This window comes from Litchfieldella qijiaojingensis, from assembly GCF_014651875.1.
In the GTDB taxonomy this organism is placed as follows: Bacteria; Pseudomonadota; Gammaproteobacteria; order Pseudomonadales; family Halomonadaceae; genus Litchfieldella; species Litchfieldella qijiaojingensis.
In genome coordinates, this window is record NZ_BMXS01000012.1 from 34,307 (window position 1) to 54,357 (window position 20,051).

At 59.7% G+C, this 20,051-nt stretch carries 18 protein-coding genes; 6 read left to right on the top strand and 12 right to left on the bottom strand.

Annotated features, from left to right (window positions below; translation table 11 throughout):
• Positions 1-79 precede the first annotated feature (79 nt).
• The 9 genes from IE093_RS12320 to IE093_RS12360 form a co-directional block, all read right to left on the bottom strand.
• Positions 80-1,525 carry a sodium:solute symporter family protein gene (locus IE093_RS12320; protein WP_189469614.1) on the bottom strand — a complete coding sequence of 482 codons (1,446 nt, stop codon included), beginning with the start codon at positions 1,523-1,525 and terminating at the stop codon, positions 80-82.
• 281 nt (positions 1,526-1,806) lie between these two features.
• The gene (locus IE093_RS12325; RefSeq protein ID WP_189469615.1) at positions 1,807-3,222 is read right to left on the bottom strand and encodes an aminotransferase; all 1,416 of its coding nucleotides are present in this window, start codon (positions 3,220-3,222) and stop codon (positions 1,807-1,809) included.
• 75 nt (positions 3,223-3,297) lie between these two features.
• Positions 3,298-4,737, bottom strand: a complete 1,440-nt coding sequence (locus IE093_RS12330) for an APC family permease (RefSeq protein ID WP_189469617.1) — start codon at positions 4,735-4,737, stop codon at positions 3,298-3,300.
• Positions 4,738-4,782: 45 nt separating this feature from the next.
• Positions 4,783-6,270, bottom strand: coding sequence for an aldehyde dehydrogenase (locus IE093_RS12335; RefSeq protein ID WP_189469619.1), 1,488 nt, complete (start codon positions 6,268-6,270; stop codon positions 4,783-4,785).
• A 225-nt stretch (positions 6,271-6,495) separates the two neighbouring features.
• Positions 6,496-7,461: a LysR family transcriptional regulator gene (locus IE093_RS12340; protein ID WP_189469621.1), complete on the bottom strand. Its 966-nt coding sequence runs from the start codon at positions 7,459-7,461 to the stop codon at positions 6,496-6,498.
• A 185-nt stretch (positions 7,462-7,646) separates the two neighbouring features.
• The gene (gene argE / locus IE093_RS12345; protein ID WP_189469623.1) at positions 7,647-8,876 is read right to left on the bottom strand and encodes an acetylornithine deacetylase; all 1,230 of its coding nucleotides are present in this window, start codon (positions 8,874-8,876) and stop codon (positions 7,647-7,649) included.
• A gap of 77 nt (positions 8,877-8,953) precedes the next feature.
• On the bottom strand, positions 8,954-9,628 hold the full coding sequence (locus tag IE093_RS12350; protein ID WP_189469625.1) for a DUF1028 domain-containing protein: 675 nt from the start codon (positions 9,626-9,628) through the stop codon (positions 8,954-8,956).
• Positions 9,625-10,026: a RidA family protein gene (locus IE093_RS12355; protein ID WP_229803529.1), complete on the bottom strand. Its 402-nt coding sequence runs from the start codon at positions 10,024-10,026 to the stop codon at positions 9,625-9,627. Before IE093_RS12355 ends, IE093_RS12350 begins: the two co-directional genes overlap by 4 nt.
• 23 nt (positions 10,027-10,049) lie before the next feature.
• The gene (locus IE093_RS12360; RefSeq protein WP_189469629.1) at positions 10,050-11,402 is read right to left on the bottom strand and encodes a flavin-containing monooxygenase; all 1,353 of its coding nucleotides are present in this window, start codon (positions 11,400-11,402) and stop codon (positions 10,050-10,052) included.
• A 347-nt stretch (positions 11,403-11,749) separates the two neighbouring features.
• Here IE093_RS12360 and IE093_RS12365 point away from each other — a divergent pair, with 347 nt between their 5' ends.
• Positions 11,750-12,337: a YajG family lipoprotein gene (locus IE093_RS12365; protein WP_189469631.1), complete on the top strand. Its 588-nt coding sequence runs from the start codon at positions 11,750-11,752 to the stop codon at positions 12,335-12,337.
• Between the two features lie 44 nt (positions 12,338-12,381).
• Here IE093_RS12365 and IE093_RS12370 read toward each other — a convergent pair whose 3' ends face one another.
• The 3 genes from IE093_RS12370 to IE093_RS12380 all read right to left on the bottom strand — a co-directional run bounded on the left by IE093_RS12370 (position 12,382) and on the right by IE093_RS12380 (position 14,216).
• Entirely contained in the window at positions 12,382-13,017 is a 636-nt protein-coding gene (locus tag IE093_RS12370) for a class I SAM-dependent methyltransferase (protein ID WP_189469808.1), read from the bottom strand.
• 26 nt (positions 13,018-13,043) lie between these two features.
• The gene (locus tag IE093_RS12375; RefSeq protein WP_189469633.1) at positions 13,044-13,679 is read right to left on the bottom strand and encodes a TIGR04211 family SH3 domain-containing protein; all 636 of its coding nucleotides are present in this window, start codon (positions 13,677-13,679) and stop codon (positions 13,044-13,046) included.
• Between the two features lie 207 nt (positions 13,680-13,886).
• Entirely contained in the window at positions 13,887-14,216 is a 330-nt protein-coding gene (locus IE093_RS12380; protein WP_189469635.1) for a DUF1820 family protein, read from the bottom strand.
• Positions 14,217-14,505: 289 nt separating this feature from the next.
• On the opposite strand from IE093_RS12380, the gene miaB reads away from it, so the two are divergent.
• From miaB to lnt, 5 genes are all read left to right on the top strand, one after another.
• Entirely contained in the window at positions 14,506-15,849 is a 1,344-nt protein-coding gene (gene miaB, locus IE093_RS12385) for a tRNA (N6-isopentenyl adenosine(37)-C2)-methylthiotransferase MiaB (RefSeq protein WP_189469637.1), read from the top strand.
• A gap of 113 nt (positions 15,850-15,962) precedes the next feature.
• Positions 15,963-17,105, top strand: a complete 1,143-nt coding sequence (locus tag IE093_RS12390) for a PhoH family protein (RefSeq protein WP_189469639.1) — start codon at positions 15,963-15,965, stop codon at positions 17,103-17,105.
• Complete coding sequence (ybeY, locus tag IE093_RS12395) at positions 17,102-17,623, top strand: rRNA maturation RNase YbeY (RefSeq protein WP_189469641.1); 522 nt, start codon at positions 17,102-17,104, stop codon at positions 17,621-17,623. The genes IE093_RS12390 and ybeY overlap by 4 nt, the downstream gene beginning before the upstream one ends.
• On the top strand, positions 17,620-18,501 hold the full coding sequence (locus IE093_RS12400; protein ID WP_189469643.1) for an HlyC/CorC family transporter: 882 nt from the start codon (positions 17,620-17,622) through the stop codon (positions 18,499-18,501). The genes ybeY and IE093_RS12400 overlap by 4 nt, the downstream gene beginning before the upstream one ends.
• A 39-nt stretch (positions 18,502-18,540) precedes the next feature.
• A complete protein-coding gene (gene lnt, locus IE093_RS12405; RefSeq protein WP_189469645.1) occupies positions 18,541-20,031 on the top strand; it encodes an apolipoprotein N-acyltransferase in 1,491 nt (496 codons plus the stop codon).
• Positions 20,032-20,051 lie beyond the last annotated feature (20 nt).

Genomic DNA, 20,051 nt, shown 5'->3' on the forward strand with positions numbered 1-20,051 from the left:
AAGGCAGCGATGGCGTTACCGTCATCGCTGCCTTGGTCATATGGGCTCCCGTTTCTTGTTCCCGGATAGGCAAATTAGTTTAGTTCGCCAATGCCTCTCGACTTCCTCCTATCGGGAACTTGCGAGTCAGAGAGCTAACAGCGAAATACGCGATCGCCGATGCCAGACAACCCAGCAACGGTCCCTGGACCCAGCCCATTTCAGTGGCCATCAAGGCATAGGCACTGGTACAGAATCCTGCAGCGATGGAGGTAAGCGCTCCGACACTGTTGCCCTGCCAGAAGGTCGAGCATAACGACACCCCGAACAATGAGGCCATCAGGGTGCCGTTACCCAGCACTCCCAGCCACAACACCATCACCGGGGGCAGATAGGCCATGGTAACGAACGCCATGATCCCCACGAGCACTACCATCAAACGATTGAAGCTCATGCGACTGAAGAAGCCTGTTTTCACCCCCAGAGCGTGGCGTATGTCGTAGGAGATGGCCGTCGATATGGTATGCATCAGGGAATTGGCCGTGGACTTCATCGCAAAGAGGATGAACAGCGTGATCATGCTGGCCATGACCGGCCCGAAGGCATCCCCGATGAAGGTCGGCATGGCCATATCCGGCGTATCGAGATTCGGGAAGTAGGCCCGCGCATAGAGACCGGCCAGCGGTGTAAAATTGAGCAGCAAACCCATGATAGCCACCCATATCCCGACCTTGGCCATACTGACGTCCTTCTTGATGGCCAGGAATCTGACCGACATGTAGGGCAACGCTGCGGCCCACAGGAAGGCGTAGGGCAACACCAGGAAGGATGCCAGTGTACTGCCGCCATAAGGTGCCCCCGTCGAAGGATTGGCAAGCTCTGGATCGATCAGGTCGAGACGAGAAATCAGCTCAGCGGCTCCGACCTCCACGAAAATCACATAGCCGATCGCACAGGATGCGATCACCATGCCAATGATCATCACCGTATCGGTCCAGGCCACGGCCCGCAGCCCACCGAAAATGGTGTAACCGATGACCAGCAACGTGATGAACAGTGCGGCGGTGGACGACGAGACACCCAGCCAGCCTGACATCAACAGGCCGATTGCCCGAATCTGGGACACCAGGAAGACACTCAGCAGAAGCACGATGATGATGGCGGAGATGGCACGCAGCCAACGCCCGGCCGCCCCATCGGAATGGCTGTTGGCAATATACTCCGAGATGGTTCGACTCCCCATTCGTTGTGCCTTGCGTCTCAGGAAACCGGCGAAGAAGACGGTGGCGATCAAGAATGCCGGGGTATAGAAAGTGTTGGAGTAAAGCTCGAAGGAGCCATATTGATAGGCGACACCAGGCGCGCCCATGAAGACGAAGCCGCTGTAGCCCGTGGCGATGATAGTGGCAGCAGCGACGAAGGGCCCGAGCGAGTTGTTGGCAACCAGAAAACCTGACTCGTCTTTATCTCCCGCTGCCCGCATCGACAGCCACGAGAGCAGAAACATGGCCGCAGCCGACACCAGCAGTAGCGTCCAATTAAGCATTCGAGTCCCTCCTTTCCTTTGTCTTGTCCACAAGTAGTGCGATCACCGCCATCGATAGCGTCACGCCAGAGGCCACGAAGAACCCCACAAACGTCCACGATTCCATAAATCCTCCGATTCGTTGTTATCGAACCGCCTCGTCCAGCAATTCAGGGACAACAGTGCCCCTGAGCCCAGTGCGCCAGGCACCGACTCTTCTTTGGTTCATCTCAGGACTCGGCGAGGAACGTTATGCCCCGGAAACCACTTGGTCCATGCGGGGCTGGAAAACGATCTCAGCGTTACAGGAAACCTTCCGCGCGCAGCGTCTCGGTGACTTCGAGAATGCTTTCTCGAAGCGTCTCGGCGATGAAATCGACATGCTCGCGGGTCAGGATCAGGGGCGGCGAAAGAATGTTCATGTGTGCCAGAGGGCGCACGATCAGGCCGCGCTTCTGGCAAGCGTCGGCGATGCGGTTACCCACCTTGGCCTTGGGATCCAGCAGTGCCTTGGTCCGCTTGTCGGCGACGTTCTCGAGACACATCATGAACTTGCGGCCACGCACATCACCCACCAGCTCAAGCTCGCCGAGCTCACGGATACGCTGCTCGAAATAAGCACCGACGTCCTTGACGTGGTCGCAAACCCCTTCGCGCTCCAGGATCTCGATATTCTTGAGACCGGCGGCACAGCTCACCGGGTGGCCAGAGTAAGTGAAACCGTGGGTGAAGATGGCGCCGTCTGCCTGGGGTTTGCTGATCACTTCATAGATACGATCGGAGAAGATCGTGGCCCCCAGGGGCAGGTAGCCGGATGTCAGGCCTTTAGCGCAGGTGATGATATCCGGCACGATGCCGAACTCGTCTTGCGAGGCAAACATATGGCCGAGGCGACCGAAGGCCGTGACCACCTCGTCGGAGACATAGAGCACATCGTACTTGCGACACACCTCCAACGTGGCCTGGTGGTAGCCCTTGGGCGGTACGATCACCCCACCGGCACCCATGATCGGCTCGGCGAAGAAGGCGGCAACGTTATCTGGGCCGATCTCGAGGATCTTCTGCTCCAGCTCGTCCACCTTCTGTCGACAGAACTCCTCCTCACTCAAATCAGGATTGCGACGGTAAGGGTTGGGACAGGAGATATGGTGCACCAGCTTCTCGTCGATATCGAAACCGATATGGTCGAACTGGACCCCTGTTATCGACATCGCCATATAGGTACTGCCGTGATAACCGTCTATACGCGAGATGATCTGTTTCTTGGTGGGCTTGCCCAGTTGGTTGAAGTAGAAATGGATCAGGCGTACCGCGGTATCGTTGGCCACCGAACCACCACAACCGTAGAACACGTGGTTGAGATCGCCGGGCGCCAAATCCGCTAGCTTGGCGGCGAGCTTGGCCGCAGGCGGCGTGGTGTGGTGACCGAAGGTGGAGAAGTAGGGAATGGCGCAGATCTGATCGGCCACCGCCTCGGCAATCTCCTTGCGGCCATAGCCGATATTGACGCACCACAGGCCACCGATGCCGTCCAGGTAACGCTTGCCGTCGGCATCCTCGATGGAGACCCCATCCGCTGCGGTAAAGACCATGGAACCGGTCTCCTTGAAGGTGGAGAAGTCGGTCCAGGGGTGCATGAAGTGATCGCGATCGGCTTCCCAGACTTTCTGCTTCTCGGCGGCGTCGGCGGCGGTCACATTGGGGTTGAGGCTATTCATGAGTCACTCCTGTTCGTTCGGGCTCTTGCTGTTGTTCATAGCGCCGGGCCAGTGACCCGACGCCGAATCTCGGGGTCAGTCGTTGGTCTTGCTGGGAGCATCGGGCACCAGCTCATCCAGCGGCTCGGGGCGGAACAGCGGCTTTTTCATCACCAGCTTGATCCAGACGATGGCCACCAGGCTGACGATGCCCAGCACCACCCCCGCGCTAGTGAAGATCCAGGCGGTGAGTTCCGGTGCCGGCGAGGCGTAGACGATGGCGTAAACCATGCCGGCGATGCCGAAGATCTGGGGAAGCGGATAGAAGGGAGTGCGGTAAGCACGCGAAGCGTCGGGATAACGGCGACGTAACGCGATCACATTGACATGGGCAATGATGTAGGCGAGCAGCCAGGCGATTGCGGCGGCCACCAGCAGCAGACCGACGGTGCCCGGGTCGTTGCCCCAGATCAGCAGCGGCAGTCCGGTGACACCGGCGATGAATAGCACCGCCACCCAAGGCACCCGGTTCTTCGAAGTCAGACGGCCGAGAATCGGGAACACCTGTCCCTGCTCCGCCATACCCTGCAGCATGCGTGGTACCGAGGCGAGCGAGGTGTTGAGGGTACTGCAGGTAGCGGTAACCGCCGCCACCGCCACCAGGAAGGTGCCGGCGCCACCGAAAGCGGCAGTGGCATACTCGAGATGCGGTAGCTCGGCATTCATCAGCGTCTCGCGGGGGATATAGAAGAGAGCCCCCAGGCAATAGAGCAGGAAGACCGCGAAGATCACCGTCAGGCCAATGAACATGGAGCGGGGAATATTGCGTGCGGGGTTGCGACTCTCCGTCACCAGAGGACAGACGAATTCCACTCCCACATAACCCCAGATGGCCAGGGCAATCAGGGTGAAGGCGCCGTCCCCAAGATTGAAGTCGGCTACCAGTTGGCCGGCACTCACCGCATGGGGAGCGAAGCTGCCAGTCATAGCGCTGACACCAAGCAAGGTCAGAGCCACCACCATCACAAAAGCCAGCACATTCTGCAGCTTGGCGAAGACATCGATACCCAATAGATTGAGACCGGTGAAGACACCGAGAATGATGAAGGCCAGGTAATGGGTACCGCCCAAGCTCGGATAGAGCAACCCCAGCAGGTAGTTGACCAGCAGCAGCTCTGCGGATAGCGCGAACATGGCCACCACCACATAGCCGGAAAACACCGAGAGAATGGCTGGGAAGTGTCCCAGGGCCACCTCGGTGTAGGCACTGAGGCTACCGGCCCGGGGGATCATCAGCGCCAGTTCGGAGAAGGAAGCCGCGTAGCAGAGCGCCAGTACCCAGGCGATGGTCAGCGGCACGATGAAGGCGGCACCGGCGATGCCTACCCCCTGGAGCATGATTACCATCACCCCTTGGGAAACCACCAGGCCCACCGCTACGGCCATCAGTGACTTGAGGCCCAAGGCACCTTGAGATTTACCGTTTCTGATCGCCGCAGCGGGTGCGGTGGCGACCGTCGTCTGTGTCTCTTGCATTGTCCTAACCCTCATTGTTGTTGTGATGTGGTTGTTTGAGCTTCCTCAAAGGCGGATCCACGTGGTCTTCAACTGCGTGAACTTGTCCAAGGCATGCAGCGACAGGTCACGACCGAAGCCAGACTGCTTGTAGCCGCCGAAGGGGGTGCTGAAATCGATTGCGTCGACGGTGTTCACCGAGACAGTGCCCGCTCGCAGGCGTCGTGAGATTCGGTGGGCCCGCGACAGGTCGCGAGTCCATACCGAAGCGGCCAGGCCATAGATGGAGTCGTTGGCGATGGCCACCGCCTCTTCCTCATCGGCAAACTCGATCAGTGCCGCCACCGGCCCGAAGATCTCCTCGCGGGCGATGGTCATGGTGGTAGTCACCCCCTCGAAAAGCACCGGGGCGACAAAGGCGTCATCGGCATTCGCCGCCGGTGCCTCCCCCATCGCCAGGCGGGCCCCTTCCTCCAACCCCAGGGAGATGAAGCCACGCACCCGTTTCGCGTGGTCGCTGTCGATCAGGGCACCGACGCGGGTCTCGGGATCCAGGGGGTCGCCCACCTTGAGCCGCGAGGCTTGCTCGACGAAACGTGCCACGAAGGCTTCCTTGACCTCACGCTGCACCAGGATCCGCGAGTTGGCGGAACACACCTCGCCCTGGTTGAAATAGATGCCTTGCACCGCTGCCGCGGCCGCGGCATCCAGGTCGCAATCGGAAAAGATCAAGTTGGGGCTCTTGCCACCGCACTCCAGCCACACCTGTTTCATGTTGGAACTGGAGGCATACTCCAGGAAGCGCTTGCCGGTAGCGGTAGAGCCGGTGAAGGTGAGGCAATCCACATCGACGTGCAGCCCTAGCGCACGGCCAGTGATATGGCCATGCCCAGGCAGCACATTGAGAACGCCATCAGGCAGCCCCGCTTGCTTGGCCAGCTCGGCCAGACGCAGGGCGGTCAGCGGCGATTGCTCAGCCGGTTTGAGGATCACGCTGTTACCGGCAGCCAGCGCTGGCGCCAGTTTCCAGGCGGTGATATCAAGCGGGAAGTTCCAGGGAATCACTGCGGCGACCACCCCGACCGGCTCGCGAGTAATGGTGGCCAGGTTGTCAACGTCAGTGGGTGCTACTTCGCCATAGAGCTTGTCGGTAGCCTCGGCATACCAGGAGAAACAACCTGCCGCCCCGGGGATATCGATGCCATAGGCATCCGAAATGGGCTTGCCGGTATCCAGGCTCTCCAGAAGCGCCAGCTCCTCCTGGTTTTCCAGCATCAATGCCGCCAGGCGCTGCAATACCGCCTTACGTTCGGCTGGCGCAGCCTGGGACCAGACACCCGCCTCGAAGCTGGCGCGGGCTGCCGCCACCGCGTTGTCCACATCGTCAGCGGTACAGGCCGCCACCGTGCCCAGGACCTCACCGGTAGCCGGGTTCCAAGTGGTGAGGGTTCCACCGTCGGACGAGGCGACGCTGCGGCCATCGATGAAGGCACCATCCGGCAAAGACAGCCGATTACGCAGGTCACGCCAGTAGGAAAGATCGTGTGCAGCCATCGGGAGTCACTCCGTTTGTCAGGGTGTTGTTATGTCGAGACCGTCAGAGGCGTGAATCTCGAGTGATGAACTCACGATAGTCGCGGGGCTTGCTTAGCTAAAATATTATTATGCGAACTCCATCCTCAGTTTTTTCTATCCAGGAAGACAAGCGAAAACACCGAAACCGCGCCCCACAAGGCGCGGATTCAGCGTCGATTCTTTCTTGCTTTGGGCAGGCTGAATTCAGGATTCGTCGAGCAGCCGCGGTGGCGGTTCGGCTAGGAAAGGCGCCAATTCCGCCAACGTCGGCGCGAGGGTTTCCGCGTCACAGGCCAGTCGATGCATGACCTCGGCGGCGGGACTCAGTCGCAGCCCACGCAAGCAGGCGATACCCATGGAGAGCGCCGGCGCTTCATCTTCCAAGTGCAGCGCCTTGAGCCGTCCGCCATCGAAGGCATCCAACGCCGAGAGTGGCGTGTTGAACAGTGAAAAACCGAAGCCATTGGCCACCAGGCCTCGGATCATGTCCATCGACTTGGCACGGTGAGCCACGGCGGGAGTCAATCCCTGGTGGGAAAAGATCGACAGGAAGTACTCGCGACTCAGGGGCCAATCGAGCATCACCATCGGGAACTCCACCAGTTCCGCGAGACGGATGCTGTCGCGCTTCCCCAAGGGATGAGAGGACGCGACCACCGCATAGGGCGGGAAGCGATAGAGAGGCGTGAAATCGACACTCTCCGGAATCTGCAGGTCATAGGTGAAGGCCAGCTCGTAGTCTCCCTTGCCCAGCCCGTGGACGATATCTGCCTGGTTCATCTCGTCGCAGTGCAGGCTCACCGCCGGGTAGTGGTCGGTGTAGCGGCGCAACAGCTGCGGAAGGAACACTGGGGCGAAGGTGGGAAAGGCCACCAGGCGAAGCTCGCCGCCGATCTCCTCGCCGAGGGAGACCGCGAAGCGCTCCAGTCCCTCGGCATCGCGCAGCAGCTGCTTGGCACGCACCAGTAACTGCTTGCCGGCAGGGGTCAGCGACAGCCCCTGGGCATGGTGGCGCACGAACAGCTGTAACCCGGTCGTCTCCTCGATCTGCTGAATGGCAGCAGAGATCGAAGGCTGGGAAACATGCAGCTGCTTGGCAGCCTGGGTAACGCTGGAAAGGTCGCCTGCCACCACGAAGTAACGTAGTTGCTTAAGGGTGAAGTGTCGCATCGTAAGGGCTACCGCGGCTCGACAATAATATGGGCGGAATGCCGCCCAAGCGGCACCCTTTCGAGAATACCAAGGCTGACACACGAAGCGTTAGCCGTGGCAAATGGAGTGCAGCTCAGCAGCGTGGGGACGGTAGGCCGCCCTGCAGCACCAGTAGCTGGACCAGATCCACGAGCTTTCCTCCCCTAAGCAGGTTGGAAGTTGTCAATACTTTCCGCACAGGCCAGTTCCAAGCGCCGGACTGCGTCGGGGTCCGCAAGAGCTGCGATCAAGCGTCTCAGGAACGTCTCGCAGCGCAGCAACTGGTCACGGGTCACATATTCATCGGGCTGATGGCCCTGGGCCATGCTACCCGGTCCACATACCAGGGTGGGAATGCCAAGCCGCTGCTGAAAGAGACCCGCTTCGGTACCAAAGCCGATGCGTTCGCGGCGCGGGTCATCCAATAGTGCCAGGACAAACTCCACCAGTTCGCTCTCCTCCGCCATGGATAGCCCGGGATAGTCACCCAGGTATTCCAAGGTCGCACCGGCGTCGGGAGAATACTGTTTCAAGCACCGGTCGAGACGATCCACCTCAACTCTCAGCATCGCCAACAGAGCCTCGGGGTCGTCTTCCGGCACATTGCGTATCTCGAAGTCGAATCGGCACGCATCGGGCACGATATTGAGCGCTGTCCCTCCCTCGATCGTGCCGATCTGCAGGGTGGTGAAGGGGATCGCAAAGCGCTTGTCGTATGGGCCCCGAGAGGCCTTTTGCGCAGCGGTCTCCTCGAACCAGTACAGAAGTGGCGCCGCGGCCTGGATGGCATTGACCCCTTCAGGGGCCATACCGGAATGACAGGCCTTGCCACGCACTTGTATACGTCCTGCGATCTTGCCTTTGTGGGCGGTCGCCAAGCGCATCGAAGTGGGCTCTCCCACCACACAGGCCGCCGGACGCACGCGATACTGCCTCATCGTATCGATCAGGCTACGCACCCCCAGACAGCCCACTTCCTCATCATGGGAAAAGGCCAGGTGGATGGGCACACAGAGATCAGCCTGGACCATGGCTGGCACCATGGCCAGCACGACAGCGAGGAAGCCCTTCATGTCGGCAGTACCACGGCCATACAAGCGCTCCCCCTTGGCTGTCAGATGATAGGGATCGCTGTTCCACATCTGGCCGGTCACCGGCACGGTATCAGTATGGCCGGAAAGCATCACACCGGCTTGATCGGCCGGGCCGATGGTGGCATAGAGGTTGGCCTTCTCGCCGCTGACATCATGAACCAGGGTGGCCTCGACGCCGTATTCGGCCAGGTAGTCCCGCACGAAGTGGATCAGCGGCAGATTGGATCGGTGACTGGTGGTATCGAAAGCCACCAGCCGGGCCAGCAATTCGACACACGCTGGAGATGCGGTTTGGGACATATCCCCTCCCGATCAGGATGGTCAAAGGAACGGACAACCAGGGTAGCCTTGCCGTGGCCACCCGTGATGCCAGCTGCTCAGCGGCTATCGCCGGGCACCTCGTAGGAGGGCGACTCGCTGGGCTGGAGGGCTCGACACACATAAGCCTCACGCTGGGGACGATAGGCTTCCCACAGCATGCGCAGTTCATGGATTGGGGCAATATGCCAGTCAATTCTCAGATCAACCACCGGCCAACTGACCTTGTCTGTCACCTTGAGCCCCGCCGAATGGACCGGTCCCATCTCGCCTCCCTTGACCAAGGCCGCCTCCAACGCCGCCAGCAGTCGCTCGACCAACTCACCGGAATGAGCTTCGAAGGCATCGATCATGGCATGTATCACTGTGCCATCAGCCAGCATATTGCCGGCAGCGACACAGTCACGCCCTTGCACAGCGGCATGGATACCTAGGGTTTTGTCGCCACTGTGTAAAGCGCTGTGCCCCCTGGCATCCAGCACCTGCAACTGGCGCCATTCAGGGAAGGACTCTTCCTCGATGAGCCTCGACAGCACCGACTCGGCGTCAAGTCCCTGGCAAAGCAGCTCGACACCACGTTGTCCAAGAGCGGGGTTCGTAACGTTCTGGGTCAGTACAACGCCATGCCCGGGAGCGATAAAAGGGCAGCGACTGGCCACACAGATGCTGGAAGAGCTGATGGCGGTGCCAAACTGGCCAGTCTCGCGACACATACCTGCAATGGAAAAGGTCATGCCCTTCCCTCCTCATCCGGCACTACGGCGATCACGTCGATCTCCATCAGCCACTCGGGCTGGGCCAGACCTGCCACCACCAGGCCGGTAGAGATGGGAAAGACTTCTTTGAGCCACTTGCCCACCTCTTGGTAGACAGGCTCGCGGAAGCGCGGATCGGTGATGTAGGTGGTGGTCTTGACGATATGGCTGAGCTCGGAACCAGCCTCTTCAAGCAGTTGCTTGACGTTCTTCATTGCCTGCTCGGCCTGGGCACGCGGGTCGCCCAGGCCGACGAGGTTGCCTTCGAAGTCGGTACCAACCTGACCGCGCACATAGATGGTGTTGCCGGCCCGCACCGCCTGGCAGAGATCGTTATCCAGGGTCTGGTTGGGATACGTCACCTTGGTATTGAACATGCGGATTCGAGTATGAGTAGGCATCAACTTATTCTCACTGTGTTGACGTTTTGAACGTGCGAATAAGGGCGTACGCCGTCAGGCCTATCGTTTCGATCAGCCTCCTCTGCCCGGCGTCGCGAAGCATCGTGATAGGCAAGATACTTGCGCTGCGTGGCGATGTGGTCCGCAATATGCTTGGCATCGTGCCAGACACCCCAGATGAAGCTGGAGCCACGACGCGACAGCCACGGCAGACCCACGAAATAGATACCAGGTTCGCTCGAAACACCGCGCTGATGCCGCGGCTTGCCATTTTCATCGAAGGCGTTGACATTCAGCCAGCTGTAATCGACCGCAAAGCCGGTTGCCCAGACGATCGAGGTAACGCCGGCCTCGGCCAGATCGAGCTCAAGTATGGGATGGGTCACACATTCCGGATCCGGGAGGATATGGCGGGCTTCAGGCTCTTCCGGAAGGTCGAGGCCATTGCGGGCAATATAGGCATCAGCTGCATCCAGCAGCGACAGATAGTTCTCATCGCCGCGGGCAAGGTTGTCTGCAAGATCCGATTCGAAGGTCACCAAACCATCATCGAACGCTTTCGTCCGACCAACGAGCGTGATCCCCTGATTGGCAAGACCCCGGAAATCAACCGTTTGGCCGCCATGAGCCCCGCTCACTGCAATGGTGACATGTTCAGTGCCCGGCTTCATGGCCTCGGCATCCCACTTTCCGAGAACACCCAGCCACCAGCAGAAGTCACGGTTGCGATAGGCGCGCGGAGGACGATCGTGCGGTCCAACCGAGAGGTAAACCTTCTTGCCGGCACGCTGTAGCTCATCCGCGATCTGTACCCCCGACGACCCGGCGCCAACCACCATGACAGCACCCTCGGGCAGTTGCTCAGGATTGCGATATTCGGAAGAGTGGAGCTGCGTGATCTTCTCATCTTCAGGAGCGATCGGTGGGATAACAGGGCGCTGGAAAGGCCCAGTTGCAGCAACCACACGGTTGGCCTCGATCACGCCCTCAGAGGTTTCAATAGTGAAGCCTGGCCGGCCAACATTACGTTCCACCTTCTTCACGTCCACGCCGGTGCGGATGGGAGCATCGAACTTCTTGGCATAGGCTTCGAAATAATCCGCAATCCGCTCTTTCGGGGCAAAGGCGTCGGGGTCGATATCCTCGAACTCCAGACCGGGGAAACGATCGTGCCAGGCCGGACCATTGGCAACCAGAGAATCCCACCGTTCCGAACGCCACCGTTCGGCGATTCGATGGCGCTCCAAAACAAGGTGGGGGACCCCATGGTTGCTCAGATGTTCGCTCATGGCCACGCCGGCCTGACCAGCGCCAACGACAAGCGTATCTATTTCTATTTTTTCAACTGTCATGCATGGATCCTTCTAGTGGGCACATCTTGGCCGTTGAACAACGACCACTTCTCGCCGACAGCCTCGTCGCGCGTTGTTATGACCCAACCTTAGGAGGTGCATGAGATTAGATAAAATATAGTTATCTGTATTTTTGGATCAGAAAAACGGATTCAAAATATGCCAAACGTATTCCGGATCCTGAGAGGAGGTCGGAAATGGCAAGCATCAGATGAGAGGCACGGTCTGGGGAATTAGCGAAGCTGGCGCACAAGGTCTCCAACCCCTGACTTACCGAGGCCATCGCCTGAAGGCCACGCTCGGCTTATACTCGGCACCAAAACCTCGTCATCAATAGGGAGTTCAGGATGCAAAGACATTGGTTGTCAGGACTGTGGCTACTCATGGCCCTGCTGTTGCTCACAGCTTGTACCAGCCCCCATTACTTGCAGCCCAATCCGAAAGTCACCGCTGACATTCCGCAAGCGGGCGGTGGCCAACAAGTTACCGTCAACGTGGTGGATGGACGTGAATCCGAGGTACTTGGTACCCGCAGCGGTGCTGCCATGTCGACCGCGACCATTACCGTCTATGCCCATGACCTGATCCCCAAGTTGCAGGCACAGGCCGAGCAGGCCGTACGCCAGATGGGCTTCACTCCCACTACCGAGAGCGTCGAAGGACGCCCCAGCCTGACGTTGACTCTGACTCGCCTGGGCTATGAGCGTGGTGACAGCCAGCCCGTGTTGGGTAATGCACGACTGGAAGTCGTTTTCCGCTCTGTCGCCAAGAACGACGGTTACACCTACACCGGTACTTACACCTCCCGCCGCGAGCAAAGCTACGCGATACGCCCCAACCGCGAAGATAATACGAACATGGTCAACGAGTTGCTGAGTGACGGTTTGAACCGCGCCTTCCGCGACCCGGAACTCGGTCGCCTGTTAGCTCGCTGAAGGACTGGCGACGAGCGCCCGTGACACAGGTGCTCGTCGCTGTATTACACGCCGGGGCCCCGTCTTACCATGGCCCAGACGCTCTCCTGCCAGCCGTTGTCCTCGGGCTGACTATCTTCGAGATGGGTCAGTTCGAAGTTGGGCGTGAACAGTTGTCGAACCTCATCGGCACAAACAGTGTAGGGAGGCCCCCGATCATCCCCCGGTGCACGCACCAAGCTGATCAGCAAGCCAAGAGCCCCGGGGGGCAGCAACTGGGCCAGATGAAAGGCATAGCGCTGTCGCGTCGCCTCGGGCAAGGCGATCAGGGCGGCGCGGTCATAAAAAGCGCCGATTTCCGCTGCCTGGTCAATGTGGAAATGGAAGAAGTCTCCACGCCAGAGCTCAATGCTCCCCTGACGGCAAACATCGAAGCTCCCCAAGTGAAAGCGCGAGACCTCGCCCTGACCTTCGGCGATGAACTGATCGATCGCTTCCAGCGATAATTCGATCCCCAGCACAGGATGCCCTCGCTCTGCGAGCCAGCGCATATCCAGGCTCTTGCCGCAAAGCGGCACCAGGACCTTGGTTCCGTAAGGCACACCGAGTCGTGCCCAATGACGTTGCAACGCCGGATGGGGCGCATCGCGATGAAAGCCGATGCGTCCCTCGCGCCAACGTGACAGCCACTCGTTCACCACCTCTGTCTTCTCGCTCATGTGCTCTCTTAGAACCAGCGGTCTCGCTTTTTGCGACGACGCGGCAGGTGGGGCACGATCAGCCCCAGGATCAGGCCGGCACCCGCGACCCCTCCACCATACATGAAGTAGCGCAGCAGCAGATCCTCTTCCTGCGTATCAAGACGTGCCTGGAGACCGCGCATCGACTGCTGGGTCTCGGTGACCTGACTATCGAGTTGCTGATTACGTGCTTCGAGTTCAGCGATACGCTGCTCGCGGGCCTCCAGGGTCTCGGTCATGACCGCGACACGCCGTTCCCACTCTTCATTGATGCCCTCCAGCTCTGCCGTCAATGCTTCGACTTGAGCTTCCAGCTCAGGAAGGCGCTGCCTCGCGCTCGGTTCCTCCTGCAGTTCTCTGGACAGGACCCAAACACTATCTCCGTCGTCATCCCTCACCTGGGTGTAGTCACCGCTGCTATCGAGCACCGTGACTGGCTCGCCAGCGGTAAGGGTACCGACGATGCGATACCCATCGGTGGGCCCACTGCGCACAAAAGTGGTCAACTCGTCGGATACCCAGCGTCTGTCGTTATCCGCGTCTTGCGTCGTGTCCTGTGCCATCAGAGGCACAGCCCATGCCGTCAGCACCACACCTGCGATCAGAGTATTGAATTTACGCATAATTTTGCCGTCTTGATGACTGTCGAAAGGGCTCTGAAAACGCTGCCCCACGCCCGACTTGCGACCCCCGCACTTCCTGTACGAGGTAACGCGATGAGACTCGTCCTCATCCACACTTTCTGTGGATAAGTCTTGGGAAAACCGACCGGCAAGACCAGGGCGAACGGCGAGACGCCTGACACAGCCACAGATCGGTTATTTTTTGACCTACCCGTTGTCACGGGGCGGCCACGTCGTGGGACGCGGGAACTCGGCCACTTTCCCCTCGGCCTTGGTAGCCTTGGGGGTGCCTTCGCGATCCACCTCATCGATGCGCATAATGGCATTCATGGGCAGGTAGCTGCGACTGACCCCATCGAAGGTCCGCCGCAACTTTTCGGTGGACGGATCGACCACCAGCTTCGAAGCGTCTTCGAAGACGAAGGCTTCCACTTCAATGAATCCCCACAGATCGCTCTGGAACACCTCGCGCGCGTAGAGTTCCCAGATCTCGCCCTGGTTGTAAAACACCACTCGATAAATGGGCTTGGACGCCATATTGACCCTGTGCTAAACGTCATTTAAGTAAGACATGAGGAGCAAGGCCGGATGCGGCCCGTTGTGGTCGTGTCCGCCAATTTCGACGCAACGTGAGTACAATCGCGTGCACGACCTAGGCCTGCAAGAATACCATAGACCCACTCGCGGGGAGGCATGATGCTGGCCCCAATGGCAGTGGATACGTATAATCGGAAAGCAGATCCGATCCCGGCCGCCTGGCCACGCATTCAACGTTCCTGGAAACTGGTGACAAGTCGGGCGCACCATGCGTCACGACGGTATTTTTATGGCGAAGAAACTCTTCATCAAGACCCACGGCTGCCAGATGAACGAGTATGACTCCGCCCGCATGGCGGACCTGCTCGGCGAATCCCATCAGCTCGAGCTGACCGACGACGAGCGAGAGGCCGACGTCATTCTGCTCAACACTTGCTCGATCCGCGAGAAAGCCCAAGAGAAGGTCTTCCACCAACTCGGCCGCTGGAAGAAGCTCAAGGAAGCCAACCCCGAGTTGGTGATCGGGGTCGGCGGCTGTGTGGCCAGCCAGGAAGGCGAGGCACTGCGTAAGCGTGCTCCCTACGTCGATATGGTGTTCGGCCCACAGACCCTGCACCGGGTGCCGGCCATGCTCGATAGTCGCAAGCAGAACCAGATCTCGGTGGTCGACGTCACCTTCCCCGAGATCGAGAAATTCGACCACCTGCCCAAGCCATCGTCGGACGGGGCCACGTCCTTCGTCTCGATCATGGAAGGCTGCTCCAAGTACTGTACCTTCTGCGTGGTGCCCTACACTCGCGGTGAAGAGGTGTCGCGCCCCTTCGAGGCAGTGATGGACGAGGTCATCCATCTTGCCGACCAAGGCGTGCGCGAAATCAACCTGCTGGGCCAGAATGTCAACGCCTACCGGGGGCTGAACCAACTCGGCGACGAGATCGACCTGGCTGAGCTGATCAGTTGCGTGGCGGCTGTCGAGGGCATCGACCGTATCCGCTTCACCACATCGCACCCGGTGGAGTTCTCCGACAGCCTGATCGAGGCGTACGGCGAGATTCCCGAACTGGTCAGCCACCTTCACCTGCCGGTGCAGTCCGGCTCCGACCGCATCCTGGCGGCCATGAAGCGCGGCCATACGGTGGAAGAGTACGTCGAGAAGATGGAGCGTATTCGTGCCTTGCGCCCCGATATCAGCTTCTCCTCGGACTTCATCGTTGGCTTCCCTGGCGAAACGGAAGAGGACTTCGAGGCCACCATGGATTTGATTCACCGGATCGGCTTCGATGTCTCCTTCAGTTTCGTCTACTCGGCACGTCCCGGTACGCCGGCGGCCAGTCTCGAGGATGAAACCCCGGAAGCGACCAAGAAGCATCGCCTGGCCATCCTGCAAGAGCGTATCAATCAGCAGGCCATGCAGATCAGCCGGCGCATGGTGGGGAATACCGAGCGCATTCTGGTCACTGGGTTTTCACCCAAGGATCCAGGCCAGCTCTCCGGGCGCACGGAGAACAATCGCGTCGTCAACTTCCGCGCAGCCAACCCATCGGAGCTGATCGGCTACTTCGTCGATGTGGAAATTACCGAAGCACTGCCCAACTCCCTGCGGGGCGAACTGGCCTCTCCGGAGCGCTACTGATTTCGAATGCTGTCAACGGACTACGGACGGTCTTGCAGATTTCGGCATTGCCCCGAGCCGGTTCGGGGCAGTAAGCTCCCTTCATCTCACTGCAACGCATGGATCCTCTGCTCTTGAGCCAGAACAGTTCTCAGGCCAATCGCATCATCACCCTGACACTCGAACCCAATGACCCCATGCGCCTGGCTAGTCTCTGCGGCCAGCGCGACGAACACCTCAAGCTAGTCGAGTCACGGCTCGGCGTGACGCTGCGTAACCGCGGCAACACCTTTCAGGTCGCTGGCCCCAGCACACGGGTGAAGGCTGCTGCCAATGTCATCGAACACCTCTATCGAGAGGCCGAAGCCAGCGAACTTTCTCCCGATACCGTGCATCTTTTCCTGCAGGAATCAGGCCTCGAGGCATTAGAGGAAGAAGAAGGCTCGGATGACGAAGGCGAGGTGCTGCTGCGCACCCCCAAGGCACTGATCAAGCCTCGCGGCTTCAACCAACAGAGTTATGTCCAAAGCATTCGTGCCCATGACATCAACTTCGGTATCGGCCCGGCCGGCACCGGCAAGACCTATCTGGCCGTTGCTGCCGCCGTCGAGGCGCTCAATCAGCAGGAAGTACGGCGTATCCTGCTGGTCCGCCCGGCAGTCGAGGCAGGAGAGAAGCTAGGTTTCCTGCCTGGGGACTTGGCCCAGAAGATCGATCCCTATCTGCGCCCACTGTATGACGCGCTCTACGAAATGATCGGTTTCGAACAGGTCGGCAAACTGATCGAGCGCCAGATCATCGAGATCGCACCGCTCGCCTACATGCGTGGTCGCACCCTAAACAACTCCTTCATCATCCTCGACGAGAGTCAGAACACCACCCGCGAGCAGATGAAGATGTTCCTGACGCGTATCGGTTTCGGCTCAACCGCGATAATCACCGGCGATATCACCCAGGTCGACTTGCCGCGCGGTCAGAACTCCGGCTTGATCCAGGTGCTGGAAGTGCTCAAGGACACGCCGGGAATCGGGGTGACCCACTTTGCCGCGAAAGACGTCGTGCGCCATCCTCTGGTACAACGCATCATCGAAGCCTACGATCATTTCGAGGCTCAGGAAGAAGCCGTCGAGCGCGCGCGCAAGCAGGAGCGCGAGCAACTCCGTCGCGAGCAACTGGCCCGCCAGCAGGCCAACGGCACTGACCAGGGTCAGGAACACAATCAAGGCAAGGACAAAGATCAGGACACATCCACAAGTGGCCAGGAGTCCTCATCATGAATGAACCTCCCCCGGTTATCATCGATCGGCAAGTGGCAATATCCACCCCCGTCGACAGCGACTCGCTCCCCAGCCAGGCCGAGTTGGAAAGCTGGGTCGGTGCAGTTCTCTCCTGTCACTCTGGCGAAGAGCGCAACGAGTTGACCGTGCGCTTTGTCGATGCCGTGGAAAGCCGTGCATTGAATCGCGACTATCGCGGCAAGGATCGTCCCACCAATGTGCTGTCATTCCCTTTCGACGCTCCCGCGGGGATCGAATTGCCACTGTTGGGCGACCTGGTGATCTGTCATGAAGTGGTCGTACGGGAAGCCCGCGAGCAGGACAAGTCGCTCATCGCTCACTACGCTCATATGGTGGTACACGGCACCTTGCATTTGTTGGGCTACGACCATATGGAAGAGACTGAGGCTGAGCGCATGGAACGACTCGAAGGCGAGATTCTCGCCCGCTTCGATATTGCCGACCCCTATCTGACCCACGATCCGCTTGATTCCGAGGACAAGAGACACAACGCATGAGCGAAGACCGATCGAGTAGCCAGGGCAATAAGTCCTGGCTCGAGAAGTTGTTCAGCGCTTTCACCAATGATACCGACGAACCCAGCTCGCGTGACGAGTTGCTCGAATTCCTGCGCGAAGCTGGCTCGCGCCTGCGCCTCGATCAGGACGCCCTGACTATCATCGAGGGAGCCCTGCAGATCAGCGACCAACAGGTTCGCGAAGTGCTGATTCCCCGCTCTCAAGTGACCGCCATTACCGTCGACCAGCCACCGGAAGAATACCTGCCGGTGATTCTTGAGACCGGCCACTCCCGTTACCCGGTGGTCGGCGAGAATCTCGACGAGGTGCTGGGTATCCTTCTGGTCAAGGATTTGCTGCCGCTACTGTGTCGGGATCAAGCCAATCGCTCCTCCTTCGAATTGAGAAGCGTCCTGCGCCCGGCGATGTTCGTCCCCGAGTCCAAGCGCCTCAACAGCCTGCTCAAGGAATTCCGCGATACCCACAACCACATGGCGATAGTGGTGGACGAATACGGTGGTACCGCGGGCATCGTCACCATCGAGGACATTCTCGAGCAGATCGTTGGTGACATCGAGGACGAACACGATATCGACGAGGAAGAAGATATCCGCGAACTAGGCAACGGCAGTTATGCCATTCGCGCCCTGACCCCCATCGAGGATTTCAACGAGCGCTTCGACACCGAGTTTTCGGATGACGAGTTCGACACCGTCGGTGGCCTGGTGATGCAGCGCTTCGGGCACTTGCCGCAACGCGGCGAGTATGCCGATCTCGGGACCTGGCGTTTTACGGTGCTCAACGCCGATAACCGCCGCATCCGTCTGCTGCAAGCCGAGCAGCACCAAGAATTCGCCACCCAACAGGACAATGGCTGAACCTGCACGAACGTGGCATTCGGCCCATTTCAAGGAACGATGATGAGCGAACTGCGACTTACCCCCTCGCTCGGCTACCTGGTCGCCCTGATTGCCGGCTGCCTGACCACCCTGACCGCCTCGCCCTTCGAGCTTTGGTGGCTGGGCCCGGTGGCCATCGGCCTGATGTACTTGGGCATTCACGCCCTGACACCCTCTCAGGCTGCCTTCAAAGGCTGGTGGTACGGTGTCGGCATGTTCGGTTCGGGCACCTCCTGGGTCTACGTGTCGATTCACGACTACGGCTATACCGGTGTGTCGCTGGCGGTGTTTCTCACCGCACTGTTCGTGGCCACCCTGGCACTGTTCTTCGCCGTGACCCTATGGCTCTACCGCCGTCTGACCGGCCCGTATCTGGCCGCGCTGACCTTCGCCGGCGCCTGGGTGTTGGGCGAGGTATTGCGGACCTATGCTTTTACCGGCTTCCCCTGGCTGCTGTTGGGTAACGCCCACGTGGATTCGCCACTGGCGCCTTGGGCCCCGGTCGGCGGTGTCTATACACTGAGTCTGATCACGGCACTCACCGGCACGTTAGGTGTGGAATTCCTGCGTCGCCGCTGGTCCGCCGGTGCGATGATCGCGGCATTGTGGCTGGTACCGTTCGCCCTGCCCGAACAGTGGACCTCGCCTCGCGACACCACGACCCGGGTGGCGCTGTTGCAAGGCAATCTGCCGCAGCTCATAAAGTGGACCTCGGATGGGCAGCGCAACGCCGCCAATACCTACACCCGGTTGACCCACGCTCAAGGTGACGACGTCGACCTGATCGTATGGCCGGAAACCGCCCTGCCGATGCTCGAGATGGATGCCCTGCCGGTACTCGAGCGCATACAGGCAACCCTGCCGTCGGATACCGCCCTGTTGACAGGCATCGTGCAGCGCGACGAGCATGGCCGCTTCTTCAATAGCGTGATCGGCGTCGGAGATGTCGACGGCGTGTATCGCAAGGAGCACCTGGTGCCCTTCGGCGAGTATCTACCGCTGGAAAGCTTGCTACGTGGACTGATCGCCTTCTTCGATCTGCCCATGTCGAGTTTCTCCTCCGGCGAAGCCGACCCCGCCCCGATCCAGGCCGCCGGACTCGCCATCGGAAGTGCCATCTGCTACGAGATCGTTTATCCCGACCTGGTGGTCGAACGTGCCCGCGATGCCGATATCCTGTTGACGGTGTCCAACGACACCTGGTTCGGCGAATCCATCGGCCCCCTGCAGCACCTGCAGATGGCCCGCTTGCGAGCAGTGGAGAATGGCCGTTACGTGATGCGCGCCACCAGCAATGGCGTCACTGCGATCATCGACCCACAGGGACGCATCACAGCGCGCGCCCCTCAATTCGAAACCACCAGCATCCAGGCCGAGGTCACCGCCATGGAAGGGCTGACACCCTTCACCCGCACCGGCAGCTGGCCGGTTTGGCTGCTCTCCGCCCTGTTGGTACTGCCGGGGATAATAGGGAAGAAGGAAGTAATAAGAGATGAGAAGAAAGAATAACGGCGTTGGATGTCGAGTCG

Coding starts and splice junctions, on each gene's coding strand:
- IE093_RS12350 (WP_189469625.1), bottom strand. CDS start 9,628: ATGACCTTTTCCATTGCAGGTATGTGTCGCGAGACTGGCCAGTTTGGC.
- IE093_RS12335 (WP_189469619.1), bottom strand. CDS start 6,270: ATGGCTGCACACGATCTTTCCTACTGGCGTGACCTGCGTAATCGGCTG.
- miaB (WP_189469637.1), top strand. CDS start 14,506: ATGGCGAAGAAACTCTTCATCAAGACCCACGGCTGCCAGATGAACGAG.
- IE093_RS12320 (WP_189469614.1), bottom strand. CDS start 1,525: ATGCTTAATTGGACGCTACTGCTGGTGTCGGCTGCGGCCATGTTTCTG.
- argE (WP_189469623.1), bottom strand. CDS start 8,876: ATGTCCCAAACCGCATCTCCAGCGTGTGTCGAATTGCTGGCCCGGCTG.
- IE093_RS12340 (WP_189469621.1), bottom strand. CDS start 7,461: ATGCGACACTTCACCCTTAAGCAACTACGTTACTTCGTGGTGGCAGGC.
- IE093_RS12360 (WP_189469629.1), bottom strand. CDS start 11,402: ATGACAGTTGAAAAAATAGAAATAGATACGCTTGTCGTTGGCGCTGGT.
- IE093_RS12355 (WP_229803529.1), bottom strand. CDS start 10,026: ATGTTCAATACCAAGGTGACGTATCCCAACCAGACCCTGGATAACGAT.
- IE093_RS12400 (WP_189469643.1), top strand. CDS start 17,620: ATGAGCGAAGACCGATCGAGTAGCCAGGGCAATAAGTCCTGGCTCGAG.
- IE093_RS12365 (WP_189469631.1), top strand. CDS start 11,750: ATGCAAAGACATTGGTTGTCAGGACTGTGGCTACTCATGGCCCTGCTG.
- IE093_RS12330 (WP_189469617.1), bottom strand. CDS start 4,737: ATGCAAGAGACACAGACGACGGTCGCCACCGCACCCGCTGCGGCGATC.
- IE093_RS12380 (WP_189469635.1), bottom strand. CDS start 14,216: ATGGCGTCCAAGCCCATTTATCGAGTGGTGTTTTACAACCAGGGCGAG.
- IE093_RS12325 (WP_189469615.1), bottom strand. CDS start 3,222: ATGAATAGCCTCAACCCCAATGTGACCGCCGCCGACGCCGCCGAGAAG.
- ybeY (WP_189469641.1), top strand. CDS start 17,102: ATGAATGAACCTCCCCCGGTTATCATCGATCGGCAAGTGGCAATATCC.
- lnt (WP_189469645.1), top strand. CDS start 18,541: ATGATGAGCGAACTGCGACTTACCCCCTCGCTCGGCTACCTGGTCGCC.
- IE093_RS12375 (WP_189469633.1), bottom strand. CDS start 13,679: ATGCGTAAATTCAATACTCTGATCGCAGGTGTGGTGCTGACGGCATGG.